A 13232-nucleotide genomic window follows, 5' to 3' on the forward strand; every position below is an offset into this window, starting at 1 on the left:
TTTCAAGCCAAATCGGCCTCCAGCGCTGATGCAGAAAGCGTCTACAACTATGTTTTTTGATTCTCCACCACCGGCGCTTCCGCGTCGACCGCGCCTGCCACGGGCAGGTCGGGCACGGTGGCCACGAGCGAGGCCAGCACCTGGTCGGCATCGGCACGCATCAGGGCGGCCAGCTCCGTGGCCAGCCGCAGGCGGCGCAGCAGCCAGGCACTGAGGTCGCTCTCATACGGACTGGGCAGCGGCTCGGGCCCGGGCGACGCCCCGGCCTCGGGCGCGTCGGCGGGGGCCTTGCCCAGCAGCAGGGTGCCGATGCGCTCGGCCGCCTGCTCCAGCGGCGCCTGCACCTGTTCGGCCTGCAGCAGGCCACGGCGCAGCAGCAGCAGGGTCTTGACGGCCGTGAGCTGCGCCAGCAGCTGGTAGCCGCGCGCCTGCAGGTGCTCGAGCGCCGCCAGCGGCGGGCGCACGGCGCGCGGCTCGGCCAGCGAGCGCTGCGTGGCCTGCACCAGCGCCGAGAGGCTGTCGTAGGCCTCGCGCCGCGCCAGGCGCCAGGCCAGCTCGGGCGCGTTGTCCACCGCCTGCAGCTGGCCCAGGCCCAGCGACACGCGCGCATGCTGGGCCTGTGCGGCCAGCGTGCGCGCCACCAGCGCGGGCAGCTGCGTGCGCTCCCACGACGGCAGCACATAGGAAAAGGCCCAGGCGATGCCGGTGCCGATCAGCGTGTCGGCCACGCGCTCGAGCAGCGCAAACGCGGTGCTGCCCCCGTTGTTGAGCATGTGCGCCTGCAACAGGCCCAGCGTGGTCGCAGCCACTGCCGTGACCAGGTAGCGGCGCACCGCAAAGCCATGGGCCACGCCCTGCGCCAGCGTGATCCAGATGACCAGCGCCAGCGGCGGCAGGTGGGCCGACAGCAGGCCCAGCGCCAGCACGCAGCCCAGCAAGGTGCCCGCCACCCGGCTGTTGCGCCGCTCCAGCGTCTGCGCCAGGCTGCCGCGCAGCACCACCACGATCGTCACCAGCATCCAATAAGGATGTGTGCCCCAGGGCAGCAGCTGCGCCACGGCGTAGCCGGCCGCAATCGCCAGCGCGGCGCGCATGGCGTGGCGCAGCGCCGGCGCCTCCCAGCGCCACAGGCCGGCGAACGGCCGCCACGACCAGGTGGTCGGGCTGACAAACATCTGCCAGTTGGCGCGCACGACCGCCAGATCGGGCTCGGCCTCGCCGCGCGCCAGCGCGATCAGGCTCAGCACCTCGTCGTTGATGTGGCCGATGCGCGCGGCCAGGCCGCGCGCCAGCAGCGAGGGCGTGAAACCCGCACCTTCGGTCTCGTGGGGCAGCGCGGCGCCGACCAGCCGCGGGCGCAGGCTCGGGAACGGCGTAGGCCGGCGGCCCAGCAGCAAGGCATCGGCCAGCCGGGCTACCTCGGCGGTCAGGGCCTGCAGCACGGCGCGCTGGCCCGCCAGGGCCGACGCCTGGCCCGGCTGGGCGCGCACGGCGTCCAGGTCCAGCTCGCAGGCCAGCAGGTGGTCGCGCATTTCGAGCACCTGCACCAGCATGCCGACCAGGCGCTGGCGGCGCGGCGTGTTCGGCGACTCGAGCACGACGTCGCGCGCCGCCTGCAGCTGCTCGGCCAGGGCGGCATGCTGGCGCAGCAGCTGGCCCGTGAGCGGCGCCGGCGCGCTGCCGGGCCGGATCGGGGCGAACTGGCGCGCCTGCACGCGCAGCAGCGCGGCGACAGACAGCAAGGCGTCGGCCAGCAGCTGCACGCGGTAGCGCGCGTTGAACAGCCGGTTGATCAGCAGCGCATACGGCAGGTAGAGCACCGCGCCGAGGCCGAAATACAGCGTGGTCGACAGCGCCGCCGCCAGGGCGTCGCCCCCCTGGTGGACCGGCACGGCCATGGCGAACACCGTGGCCAGCATGATCGCGATGGCGACCGGCGCGCCGCGTTTGCCCCAGGCCATGCCCAGAAAGACCAGGAAGGTGGCCGGCACCAGCAGCAGGCCCAGCGCCAGCGGGGAGGCGTACAGCAGCTGCACCGCAAAGAACAGCGGCATGCTCAGCAGCGGGGCCGGGAGCATCTGCCAGAACTTGCCGCGCTGCGGTGCCACGTTGTCGGGCGGAATCGCCACGATCACGCCCACGGTGGCCGTCGCTGCCGCGAGCGCGCCCAGCCACAGGTGCACCGCGGTCGAGATCAGCAGCAGGCCCAGGGCCCCGGCCAGGCCGTTGAGCACGTAATGGCTCAGGGCCACGCGCCGCATCGCACGGATGCGTGCCGCCATGCGCAGGCGCAGTGCGGTGCGGGTGCTCATGGCCGAATGCGCCGGTGCCCGCGGCGGCCGATCAGCCCAGGCCCTGGGCGGCCATGTAGTGCTGGCGCCACTCTTCGAACGGCAGCGTGTCGCCATCCTCGATGGCCTTCTGGGCCGCCAGCGACTGCTCGGCCAGCGCGGCGTGGTGCGCCTGCTGCTCTGCGCTCCAGGGCAGGGCCAGCAGCGCGTCGCGCGCGCGCTCGGACTGGCCCAGCGCAAAGCCCGTGAAGCTGTTGCCGTGGGCGCGGGCCATCTGCGCGAGCACGCGCGCCGAGGGCGTTTGCGCCGGCTGCGCCAGCAGCGCGCACGCGCTGGCCAGGGCGGCTCTGTAGTCGCCGCTGGCGTGCGTGGCGTCGAGCGCTGCGGCCAGCGGCACGCATTCGCCCAGCACCTGCGCGGCCCAGTCGACCAGCGGCACGCTCTGCCCGTTGCGCAGCAGGCGCAGGCCGGGCTCGCGCCCGCGCGCGGCCGTGAGGTGCTGGTTGTGCTGGAGTTCGGTGATCTCGGCCGGCGTGTCGGGCGGGCTGTCGGACAGCAGGCAGTGCAGCAGGAACACGTCGAGCAGGCGCATGGTCTCGGCCGTGATGCCCACGGACACGAACGGGTCGAGGTCCATCAGGCGCACCTCGACATATTCGACGCCGCGCTCGCGCAGCGCGTGCAGCGGGCGCTCGCCGGGCTGGATCACGCGCTTGGGGCGGATCGTGCCGTAGAACTCGTTCTCGATCTGCAGCAGGCTGGTGCCCAGCTGGTTGTAGTCGCCGCCGGGGTTGCGGATGCCGACGGCCTCGTAGGCCGGATAGGGCTGCGTGAGCGCCTCGTGCAGCGAATCGGCGTAGCCCTGCAGGCCGTTGTAGCTCACGGCCAGCGTGGCCTGCGCGTCGCTCTGGTAGCCCAGGCGCCCCATGCGCAGCGACGTCGCATGCGGCAGGTACAGCGCCTGGTCGCTCAGGCGCTGCAGCGCGTGCGGGCGGCCCTGGGCAAAGCACGGGCACAGCGCGGGCGAGGCGCCGAACAGGTACAGCAGCACGAAGGCATGCCGGCGGAAGTTGCGGATCAGCGCGAAATACTGCTCGCTGTCCACGCCCGGCATGGACCAGTTGTAGTGGATGCCGCAGATGGTCTGCATGCGCCGGCCGTAGCGGTGGCCCAGTCCCATGCGGTAGACGCTCTTGGCGCGGCCGACGTTGGAGCTGCCGTAGCGCGCCAGCGGAATGGTCTCGTCGGTGGGCAGGCGGCACGGCATGCTCGACGCCCACAGCATCTCGTCGCCCTGCTCGCGCAGCGCGCGCAGCGCGAACTGGTGCACTTGCGTGAGCTCGTCCAGGCAGTCCTGCACGCCCCGGTGGGCGCCGGTGATCAGCTCGATCTGCGACTCGCTGTAGTCGGTGGTGATGTTCGGGTGCGTCAGCGCCGAGCCCAGCGCCGCGGGGTGCGGCGTCAGGGCCAGATCGCCGGTGGGCAGCACGCGCAGACCCTCTTTTTCGATGCCGCGGCGGATGCCCCCCAGGCGTTCGGGGGGCTGCGCGTCGATTCTTTGCTGCAAAGTGCTCATGTGTCGTTGCCGATCTTTTTGGATCGGCCGGAACTTAGCACGGCCAGCGCGGGCCTGCTTGGCGCTGACTCAAGGGCTGCGCGGATGGCGGAAAACCCGCAGCGGGCCAGCACAGCACCGGTAAAGTGTGCTGCACAGGCCCGGTGCGCGGCTCAGCCGCGGGCCGCCAGCGCCTTCTGCACCTCGGCGCTGCCCTGCGCGGCGCCGCTGGCGGGCACCTGCTCGCCGGCGCGCGCCGTGACCTCGGCCAGGCGCGCGGCGAGCTGCTCGGGCACATCGGCGCCCAAGCCCAGATGGATGCCCTGCGTGAGCGTGATGTGCGCGGCCTCGAACGAGCCGGCGCCCGCGCACAGGACGGTGCGCGTGGGCGCGCTCTCGTGCGCCAGCACCAGCATGGCGGGCACCACGGCCTCGGGCTGCAGGGCGTCGAGCACCTCTTGCGGCATCAGGCCCTCGGTCATGCGCGTGGCCGCCGTGGGCGCCAGGGCGTTGACGCGGATGTTGTGCTTGCCGCCCTCGATCGCCAGCGTCTGCATCAGCCCCACCTGCGCCAGCTTGGCCGCCCCATAGTTGGCCTGGCCGAAGTTGCCGTAGAGGCCGGTGGACGAGGTCGTCATGACGATGCGGCCGTACTGCTGCGCCACCATGTGCGGCCACACGGCCTTGCAGCAGTGGGCCGCGCCCATCAGGTGCACGTCAACCACCAGGCGGAAGTCGGCCATGTCCATCTTGGCGAACGATTTGTCGCGCAGGATGCCGGCGTTGTTGACCAGCACATCGACCCGGCCCCAGGCATCGACGGCCTGCTGCACCATGGCCTGCACGGCGGCAAAGTCGGTCACCGACGCGCCATTGGCCAGCGCCTCGCCGCCGGCGGCGCGGATTTCGTCCACCACCGCCTGCGCCGCGCTCGCCGAGCCCCCCTCGCCATGCACGCTGCCGCCGAGGTCGTTGACCAGCACCCTGGCGCCGCGTGCCGCCAATGCCAGCGCATGCTGGCGGCCCAGGCCGCCGCCGGCGCCCGTCACGATGGCCACACGGCCCTTGAAATCGATGTCCATACCGCAGTCGCTCCCTGATTCTGTGAATGTGGAAAATGGGCGCCACCGCTTGCGGCTGCGCCCCGCGCCGCACTCTACGCCACCCCCCAGCGCCCACCAGTCCACCGCGTGACTGCCGGCGCCGCCGAAAGCCCATGCCATGCAGCCCGCTGCCCACGCCGCCCCCGAAACGCCCCGCGCCTCCGCCACGGTGGTCTTGCTGCGCGACACGCCGGAGCAGATGCAGGTGCTGCTGCTGCGCCGCCATGCCAAGGCCTCGAACATGGCGGGCGTCTATGTGTTCCCCGGCGGCAAGCTCGACGCCGCGGACGCGCAACTCGATGCCGCCACCTGCCTGGACCAGGCGCCTAGCGCGCTGCAGGCCGGCCTGAACGAGCCGGGCACCGACGCGCCCACCGCGGCCGGCCTCTACGTGGCGGCGCTGCGCGAGGCGCTCGAGGAATGCGGCCTGCTGCTGGCCGAGCCGGCCGGCGCGCCGCAGCGCGTCGATGCGCTGCGCGCCCGCGCGCTGCTGCAGGCCGGGCTGCCGTTCGCCGCGGTGCTGGCCACGCTGGGGCTGCGCCTGCAGACGCGCCAGCTCGCGCCGTGGTCGCGCTGGATCACGCCGCTGGCGCCGTCGATGGCCTCGCGGCGCTTTGACACGCGCTTTTTCGTGGCCCAGGCGCCGGCCGACCAGACCGCCCTGCACGACAACGCGGAAACCACCGACAGCGTGTGGCTTGCGCCGCGCACGGCGCTGGAGCAGTACCGCGACGGCCGCATCGACCTGGCGCCGCCGCAGATCATGAGCCTGGCGCACCTGGCACGCCACGCGAACGTGCGCAGCGTGCTCGATGCCGCGCGCCGCCAGCGCCCGCCCACCATCCTGCCCGAGGCGTTCGACCGCGATGGCCTGCGCGTGATTTGCTACCCCGGCGACGCGCGCCACACGGTGCCCGAGCGCGCGCTGCCCGGCCCGACGCGGCTGTGCCTGCGCGAGCGCCGCTTCGTGCCGGAGGACGGGTTCGACGCGCTGTTCGACTGAGCGGCCTGCGCACACTCAGGCGCCGGCGGCCACCGCGTCCGGCACATCCACCGCAGGCACCGAATCGACCGCCAGGCTGTAGCGCGGGTCGCGATGCCAGTCCCAATAGGTCTGCCCGAGCTGGCGCGTGATCGGGCCCGGGGCGCCGCTGCCCACCGGCACGCCATCGACGCGCGTGACCGGCAGCACGCCGCCAGCCGAGCTGGTCACGAACACCTCGCGCGCGCCGCGCAGCTCGCCGGCCGGCAGCGCGCGCAGCTGCAGCGGCAGGCCCCGCGCCTGCGCGATCTCGATCACGGTGCGCCGCGTGATGCCTTCGAGCACGCCGTCCAGCGGCGTGACCAGCACGCCCTGCGCGTTCACGCAGAACAGGTTGAAGCCCGGGCCTTCGACGACGTTGCCCGCGCTGTCGGTCAGCACCACCGTGTCGCCGCCCGCGTCCAGCGCGCCCAGCAGGCCCATGGTGAGGTCGTTCCAGTGGTAGTTCTTGGCGCGCGGGTCCACGCTGGTGGCCGGAATGCGCTGCACGCGGCTGACGACGAGGTTCAGGCCCTTCTCGCGCTGCTCGGCGTTGGCGATCCACACATAGGGCACGGCGAACGCACAGAACTGGTTGACCGCCAGGCGCGGGTCGCGCGAGCCCCAGGGCGGCTGGCCGCGCGTGGTGACCATTTCCACATAGGCGCTTTGCAGGCCCGACAGGCGCACGCACTGCGCGAGCACCGAGGTGATCTGCGCCGGCGCCAGGCCCGGGTCGAGGCGAAAGCGCGCGCAGCTACGGGCAAAGCGCTCGAGGTGGGCGTCGAGGCGGAAGAAGCTGCCGTCCCACACCGTCACCACGTCGTAGGCGGCGTCCGAGCGCAGGAAGCCCCAGTCGGTGATCGGAATGGCGGCCTCGCCGATGGGCACATACTGGCCGCGCACAAAGGCGGCGCCTTGGGAATAATCGCGTAAGGTGGTCATGCCGCGCATTCTGGCCAAGGCGCAGCGGTCCGCCAAGGGTGCTGCCCCTGCTCCACGCGCTGCGCGCTGCCCCTGAGCTACTATACTTTTGATAGCTTTAGACGCATACACAGCAAGCGATAGAGACATTTTTTGCACAAATGCGGCCCCCGGCTGCCCAAGGAGTCCCCCCATGAAAGCCACCTGGAATGGCGTGGTCGTTGCCGAGAGCGACGACACCGTGCTGGTCGAAGGCAACCACTACTTCCCCGAGAGCGCGCTGCGGCACGAATACTTCACCTTCAGCAACCACAAGACCATGTGCCCCTGGAAGGGCCAGGCCACCTACCTGTCGCTGCTGATCAACGGCGAACTCAACCCCGAAGCCGCCTGGACCTATGCCGACCCCAAGCCCGAGGCCGACATGGTGCGCGGCCGCGTGGCGTTCTGGAAAGGCGTGCAGGTCACCGAGTGACCCACAGCCTGTGGTTATCCCTGGCGGCGCTGGACAATCTTGTGGACAAGTTTTGGCAAGCCCTGTATGGCACGCGCAAGTGACTGATGCATAAGGACATTCACTGCATTGCCTGTTTTTAAGGCAATCCGCTGGTCCCTATGCCCCGGTTATCCCGGCCGGCACTGGACAATCATGTGGATAACTGCGGACAAGCCTTGTATGGCATCGCCAAGTGCTTGATTTGCAAGGCATTGCGCTGCATCGCCTGTTTTTTAAGCAGCCACAGCCCGCCGCGGAGCGCGCATCCGACGCTCTTTTATTGATAGCTTTCAGCGCTTTCCCCGTCTGCGTTACAGCCACTTTTCCTCTATTTTCATGTCCCTGCCCCAGCACAGCCCTGCCGCCGAGCGCAACCGCGCGCCCATCCTGGCGCACCTGCAAGCCCTGCTGCCGGCCAGCGGCCGGGCCCTCGAAGTGGCCAGCGGCACCGGTCAGCACGTGGCCTGGTTCGCCGCCCACCTGCCGCAATGGACCTGGCAGCCCAGCGATGCGCAAGACGACGCGTTCGCCTCCATCACCGCCTGGTGCGCGCACGCCGGCGCACACAACGTGCTCGCGCCCGTGCTGCTGGACGTGCGGGCGCCGCGCTGGCCCAGCGCCAAGCCGGCCTTTGCCGAGCCGTTCGACCTGATGTACTGCGCCAACATGCTGCACATCGCGCCCTGGGACTGCTGCGCCGGCCTGATGCAGGGCGCCGCGCGCCACCTCGCGCCGCACGGCCGGCTCGTGACCTATGGGCCCTACCTCGAAGACGGCGTGCCCACCGCGCCCGGCAACCTGGCGTTCGACGCCAACCTGCGCGAGCGCGACCCGGCCTGGGGCATCCGCCGCCTGGAGGATGTGGCGCGCGAAGCCGCCCACGCCGGCCTGCGCCTGGCCGCGCGCCACGCCCTGCCCGCCAACAACCTGCTGCTGGTGTTCGAGCGCCAATCGGTGCCCCACCCTTCCGGCCCACCGCAGGTGGCGTTGGGCTGAAGCCAGCGGGGGGTTCGGCTCGGCGCCGTCGGCCCTGCACGAAGCCTGTCGCCTCCCAGACGGGGCATGGCGTGCGGCAAAGCTTGAAAGCGTCCCGCGGCCCTCCAAGTGGAGGAGGCCTGGCGCGGTTGCCTCGCGCAAGCGCCGCAGCCGCGCGGGGCGAAAGGACTTTGCCGCATGGCCACCAAGCACACCGCAGCCATCCACGTTCTCAAATCCAAGCTCGGCCTGTCCGATGGCGACTACCGCGCGCTGCTGGCCCAATTGACCGGCCAGACCAGCAGCAAGGACATGACGGAGCGCCAGCGGCGCGCCGTGCGCGACCACATGCAGCAGCTGGCCGAGCGCGGGGGCATGGTGCAGCCCACGGTGCGCCAGCCCGACGCGCGCGCCCGCTTCGACCCGTTCCAGGCCGCCGCCAGCCCCCAGGAGCGCATGGTCTGGGCGCTGTGGCACCAACTCGGGCGCGAGGGTGTGGTGCGCAACCCCAGCGCGCAGGCGCTCGACGCCTGGGTCCAGCGCACGGTGCACGTGCGCGCGCTGCGTTTTGCCAACGGTGCGCAGCTCAACACGCTGATCGAGGCGCTGAAAGCCTGGAACGAGCGCGGGCACACCCACGGAGGCGGGCACGGACGCTGAAATGTCTGACCGCATGAACCGGGTCCCGCAGTTCGCTGCCATGTGCAGGCCGACGCCGATCCGGGTGCAGTGCGCCGCTTGCGGCATGGACCGCCTGCCCCACCTCCATAATTCCGTTTCGCTGCAGCAAGCGCTGACCCGGTGGTGGGCATGCCTTGGCATCCCCGCGCGCTTCAGCCCTCTCCCTTTGAATCCCATGACCGCATCCCATCTGTCCCCTCTGAGCATCCCGTTCTTCACCGCCCGCACCGAAACCGGCGCGCAGTGCGACGCCTGGCCCGACCAGCCGCTGCTGGTGTCGCTGGAACAAGGCGGCCTCGACTGGCCCAGTTCATGCCGCAACGGCACCTGCCGCACCTGCATCGGCCAGCTGGTCGAGGGCCGCGTGCGCTACGAGATCGAATGGCCGGGCCTGTCGCCCGAAGAGCGCGCAGGCGGCTGCGTGCTGCCCTGCATGGCCTACCCGGAGACCGACGTGGTGCTCGAAAAGGCCACTGGCTGAGGGCGTGCCCGCGCTGCCCCAGGGACCGCGGCGCCATGCCGCGCCGGCCGCCTTGGCCCCATCGCGCATAAGCCCCGCCGGGCTGCACTAAAATCCCCCCTTTTTGCGGACCGGCGTGCCCAGCACGGACCGGCCCAACGTGCGGCAGCGCCGCATCGCATGTTCTTTGGGGCGTTGCCAAGCGGGTTGCCGCTGCAGCCAACGCCCGCACCGGGGAACCTGCGTTGTACGCTGCGCACCCCCTGCGGCCCCCCCGACGAAAGCCTCCATGACACCCCCCCAACCTCCCGCACCCATCTCGCCGGTGCAAGACATCGTGGCCGAAATGCGCGCCGGGCGCATGGTCATCCTCGTGGACGAGGAAGACCGCGAAAACGAAGGCGACTTGGTGCTGGCCGCCGACCATGTCACGCCCGAGGCCATCAACTTCATGGCGCGCTTTGGCCGCGGCCTGGTCTGCCTGACGCTCACACGCGAGCGCTGCGAGTTCCTGAAGCTCCCGCCCATGGCCGCGCGCAACGGCACCGTCTACAGCACCGCATTCACCGTCTCGATCGAGGCCGCCGAGGGCGTGACCACCGGCATCTCGGCCGCCGACCGCGCGCGCACCATCCAGGTGGCGGTGGCCGCGGGCAGCCGGGCCAGCGACCTGGTGCAGCCCGGCCACATCTTTCCGCTGCAGGCGGTCGATGGCGGCGTGCTCATGCGCGCCGGCCACACCGAGGCAGGCTGCGACCTGGCCGCGCTGGCCGGCTGCAGCCCCGCCGCCGTGATATGCGAGATCATGAAAGACGATGGCACCATGGCGCGCCTGCCCGACCTGCAGGTGTTCGCCGCCGAGCACGGCATCAAGATCGGCACCATCGCCGACCTGATCGAGCACCGCAGCCGCACCGAATCGCTGGTCGAGAAGGTGGGCCAGCGCACGCTGCAGACCGCCTACGGCGAGTTCACCGCCCATGCCTTCCGCGACGAGCCCAGCCAGGCCGTGCACCTTGCGCTCGTCAAGGGCCAGTGGCAGCCCGACCAGGCCGTGCCGGTGCGCGTGCACGAGCCGCTGTCGGTGCTCGATGCGCTGGAAGTGCAGCGCTCCACGCACTCGTGGGGCCTGGACACCAGCCTGCAGTACATCGCCGCGCAGGGCCATGGCGTGGCCGTGCTGCTCAATTGCGGCGAAAGTGCCGAACAGCTTCTGGCGCAGTTCGAGGGCAAGGCCCGCGCGGCCCAGGCGCCCGAGCGTGGCCGCATGGACCTGCGCACCTACGGCGTGGGCGCGCAAATCCTGCGCGAATGCGGCGTGCAAAAAATGCAGCTCATGGGCCAACCCCGCCGCATGCCCAGCATGGCGGGCTACGGACTCGAAATTACCGGTTACATCCCCAAGGAATAAACACATGTTTGGCGCAGACAAAGGAACAGCGGACAGGCTCGATGGCAGCAAGCTGCACATCGGCATCGTCCAGGCCCGCTTCAACGAAGGCATCACCAACGCACTGGCCAGTGCCTGCCGCAGCGAGCTGCTGGCATTGGGCGTGCCCGAGGCGCAGATCACCCACGTGCTGGTGCCGGGCGCGCTCGAAGTGCCCGTGGCGCTGCAGGCCCTGGCCGAGCGCGACCAGTACGACGCGCTGATCGCGCTGGGCTGCATCATCCGCGGCGAGACCTACCACTTCGAACTGGTGGCCAACGAATCGGGCGCGGGCGTGACGCGCATCGCGCTCGACTACCAGGTGCCGGTGGCCAACGCCATCATCACCACCGAAAACCTCGAACAGGCCATCGCCCGCCAGACCGACAAGGGGCGCGATGCGGCCCGCGTCGCCGTCGAAATGGCCAACCTGCTGGAGGACGTGGCGTGAGCGACAGCACTTCCCCCCCGCCGGCCAAGGCGTCCCCCCAGCGCACCGGCCTGACCAGCACCGGGGCGCGCAAGGCGGCGTCCAAGTCCAACCGCAGCCGCGCGCGCGAATTCGTGCTGCAGGCGCTCTACCAGCACCTGGTGGGCCGCAACAGCGCCGAGGCCATCGACGCGTTCACGCGCGACCTCTCGGGCTTCCACAAGGCCGACGCAGCGCACTACAACGCCGTGCTGCACGGCTGCATCAACACGGCCGCCGACCTTGATGCGCTCATCACGCCGGTGCTGGACCGCAAGATGGCCGAGATCTCGCCCATCGAGCACGCCGCCATGTGGATCGGCGTGTTCGAGTTCCAGCACTGCCTGGACGTGCCCTGGCGCGTGGTGCTCAACGAATGCATTGAGCTGGCCAAGGAGTTTGGCGGCACCGACGGCCACAAATACGTGAACGCCGTGCTCGGCGGCCTGGCGCCCCAGCTACGCGCCGCCGAAGTGGCGGCCGACAAGGGCCGGCCCGCGCCGCCCCCCCCGGGCGCCGCTGCGCCGCAGGCCGCTGCGCCGGACGCGCCGCAAGCCTGAGCACTGCGGCGACGCGTGCCGCCTGCCCTTTCGCCCATTCCTGTGACCCCTCCGCGCCCTGCGCGGCCAAGGCCTGTTCCCATGAAGATTTCCCGCCGCGCCGAGCGCATCGAACCGTTTTACGTGATGGAAGTGGCCAAGGCCGCTCAGAGCCTGGCGCGCGAGGTGGCCGGCAGCAGCGAGCCGATGGTCTTCCTGAACATCGGCGAGCCCGACTTCACCGCGCCGCCGCTGGTGCAGGAGGCCGCCACGCGCGCGGTGCACAGCGGCGCCACGCAGTACACGCAGTCGCTGGGGCTCGACGCGCTGCGCGAACGCATCAGCGGCTGGTACGCGCAGCGCTTCGGCGTCCACGTGCCGGCGCGGCGCATCGTCGTCACGGCCGGTGCCTCGGCCGCGCTGCAGCTGGCCTGCCTGGCACTGATCGACGCCGGCGACGAGGTGCTGATGCCCGACCCGAGCTACCCCTGCAACCGCCATTTCGTCAGCGCCGCCGAGGGCACGGCCGTGCTGCTCCCGACCACGGCGGACGAGCGCTACCAGCTCAGCGCCGACAAGGTGCGCGCCGCCTGGAACGACAAGACCCGGGGCGTGCTGCTGGCGTCGCCCTCCAACCCCACGGGCACATCGATCGCGCCCGATGAGCTGCGCAGCATCCACAACGTGGTGCAGGAGCGCGGCGGCGTGACGATGATCGACGAGATCTACCTGGGCCTGTCGTACGACGATGCCTTCGGCCAGACTGCGCTGGCCATCGACGAGAACATCATCAGCATCAACAGCTTCAGCAAGTACTTCAACATGACTGGCTGGCGCCTGGGCTGGATGGTGGTGCCCGAGGTGCTGGTGCCCGTGGTCGAACGCCTGGCGCAGAACCTTTTCATCTGCGCCAGCACCATCTCGCAGCACGCCGCGCTGGCCTGCTTCGAGCCCGAAAGCATTGCCGAATACGAGCGCCGCCGCGCCGAGTTCAAGGCCCGGCGCGACTACTTCATCCCCGAGCTGCAGGCGCTGGGCCTGGCGGTGCCGGTGCTGCCCGACGGCGCGTTCTACGCCTGGGCCGACTGCACGCGCGCCGCCGAAAAGCTCGGCGTGCAGGGAAGCTGGGATTTTGCCTACGCGCTCATGCGCCGCGCGCACCTGGCGGTCACGCCGGGGCGTGACTTTGGCAGCTTCGAGCCTGGGCGTTTCGTGCGCTTTTCCACGGCCAACTCGATGGCGCAGTTGCAGGAATCGGTGGCGCGACTGCGCAGGCTGCTGGGCTGAGG

Annotated in this window: 13 protein-coding genes; 9 read left to right on the top strand and 4 right to left on the bottom strand. The window is 70.8% G+C overall.

Annotation, left to right across the window (positions count from 1 at the left end; all coding sequences use genetic code 11):
* Positions 1 to 47 precede the first annotated feature (47 nt).
* The 3 genes from B2J86_RS14135 to B2J86_RS14145 form a co-directional block, all read right to left on the bottom strand.
* On the bottom strand, positions 48 to 2312 hold the full coding sequence (locus tag B2J86_RS14135) for an FUSC family protein (RefSeq protein WP_173025942.1): 2265 nt from the start codon (positions 2310 to 2312) through the stop codon (positions 48 to 50).
* A gap of 31 nt (positions 2313 to 2343) precedes the next feature.
* Positions 2344 to 3867, bottom strand: coding sequence for a glutamate--cysteine ligase (gene gshA, locus B2J86_RS14140; protein ID WP_173025943.1), 1524 nt, complete (start codon positions 3865 to 3867; stop codon positions 2344 to 2346).
* A gap of 152 nt (positions 3868 to 4019) precedes the next feature.
* Positions 4020 to 4928, bottom strand: a complete 909-nt coding sequence (locus B2J86_RS14145; protein WP_173025944.1) for an SDR family NAD(P)-dependent oxidoreductase — start codon at positions 4926 to 4928, stop codon at positions 4020 to 4022.
* 139 nt (positions 4929 to 5067) lie between these two features.
* Here B2J86_RS14145 and B2J86_RS14150 point away from each other — a divergent pair, with 139 nt between their 5' ends.
* Positions 5068 to 5952 (top strand): NUDIX hydrolase, encoded by an 885-nt coding sequence (locus B2J86_RS14150; protein WP_173025945.1) that lies wholly within the window; start codon positions 5068 to 5070, stop codon positions 5950 to 5952.
* A 15-nt stretch (positions 5953 to 5967) separates the two neighbouring features.
* Here the strand turns inward: B2J86_RS14150 and B2J86_RS14155 are convergent, their stop codons facing one another.
* A complete protein-coding gene (locus B2J86_RS14155; protein ID WP_173025946.1) occupies positions 5968 to 6915 on the bottom strand; it encodes an aminotransferase class IV in 948 nt (315 codons plus the stop codon).
* A gap of 172 nt (positions 6916 to 7087) precedes the next feature.
* On the opposite strand from B2J86_RS14155, the gene B2J86_RS14160 reads away from it, so the two are divergent.
* From B2J86_RS14160 to B2J86_RS14195, 8 genes are all read left to right on the top strand, one after another.
* Positions 7088 to 7369: a DUF427 domain-containing protein gene (locus B2J86_RS14160; protein WP_173025947.1), complete on the top strand. Its 282-nt coding sequence runs from the start codon at positions 7088 to 7090 to the stop codon at positions 7367 to 7369.
* Positions 7370 to 7726: 357 nt separating this feature from the next.
* Positions 7727 to 8386, top strand: coding sequence for a DUF938 domain-containing protein (locus tag B2J86_RS14165; protein WP_173025948.1), 660 nt, complete (start codon positions 7727 to 7729; stop codon positions 8384 to 8386).
* Between the two features lie 177 nt (positions 8387 to 8563).
* Positions 8564 to 9025, top strand: coding sequence for a regulatory protein GemA (locus tag B2J86_RS14170; protein WP_173025949.1), 462 nt, complete (start codon positions 8564 to 8566; stop codon positions 9023 to 9025).
* A 196-nt stretch (positions 9026 to 9221) separates the two neighbouring features.
* The gene (locus tag B2J86_RS14175; RefSeq protein WP_173025950.1) at positions 9222 to 9527 is read left to right on the top strand and encodes a 2Fe-2S iron-sulfur cluster binding domain-containing protein; all 306 of its coding nucleotides are present in this window, start codon (positions 9222 to 9224) and stop codon (positions 9525 to 9527) included.
* Positions 9528 to 9795: 268 nt separating this feature from the next.
* Positions 9796 to 10917, top strand: a complete 1122-nt coding sequence (ribBA, locus tag B2J86_RS14180) for a bifunctional 3,4-dihydroxy-2-butanone-4-phosphate synthase/GTP cyclohydrolase II (protein ID WP_169169377.1) — start codon at positions 9796 to 9798, stop codon at positions 10915 to 10917.
* A 4-nt stretch (positions 10918 to 10921) separates the two neighbouring features.
* Positions 10922 to 11386: a 6,7-dimethyl-8-ribityllumazine synthase gene (gene ribH / locus B2J86_RS14185; RefSeq protein ID WP_169169376.1), complete on the top strand. Its 465-nt coding sequence runs from the start codon at positions 10922 to 10924 to the stop codon at positions 11384 to 11386.
* Positions 11383 to 11964, top strand: a complete 582-nt coding sequence (gene nusB, locus B2J86_RS14190) for a transcription antitermination factor NusB (protein WP_169169375.1) — start codon at positions 11383 to 11385, stop codon at positions 11962 to 11964. Before ribH ends, nusB begins: the two co-directional genes overlap by 4 nt.
* Positions 11965 to 12045: 81 nt before the next feature.
* Positions 12046 to 13230 (top strand): pyridoxal phosphate-dependent aminotransferase, encoded by a 1185-nt coding sequence (locus B2J86_RS14195; protein WP_173025951.1) that lies wholly within the window; start codon positions 12046 to 12048, stop codon positions 13228 to 13230.
* The last annotated feature ends 2 nt before the right edge of the window (positions 13231 to 13232 follow it).

The sequence above is a fragment of the Acidovorax sp. SRB_14 genome, from assembly GCF_012932145.1.
In the GTDB taxonomy this organism is placed as follows: Bacteria; Pseudomonadota; Gammaproteobacteria; order Burkholderiales; family Burkholderiaceae_C; genus Simplicispira.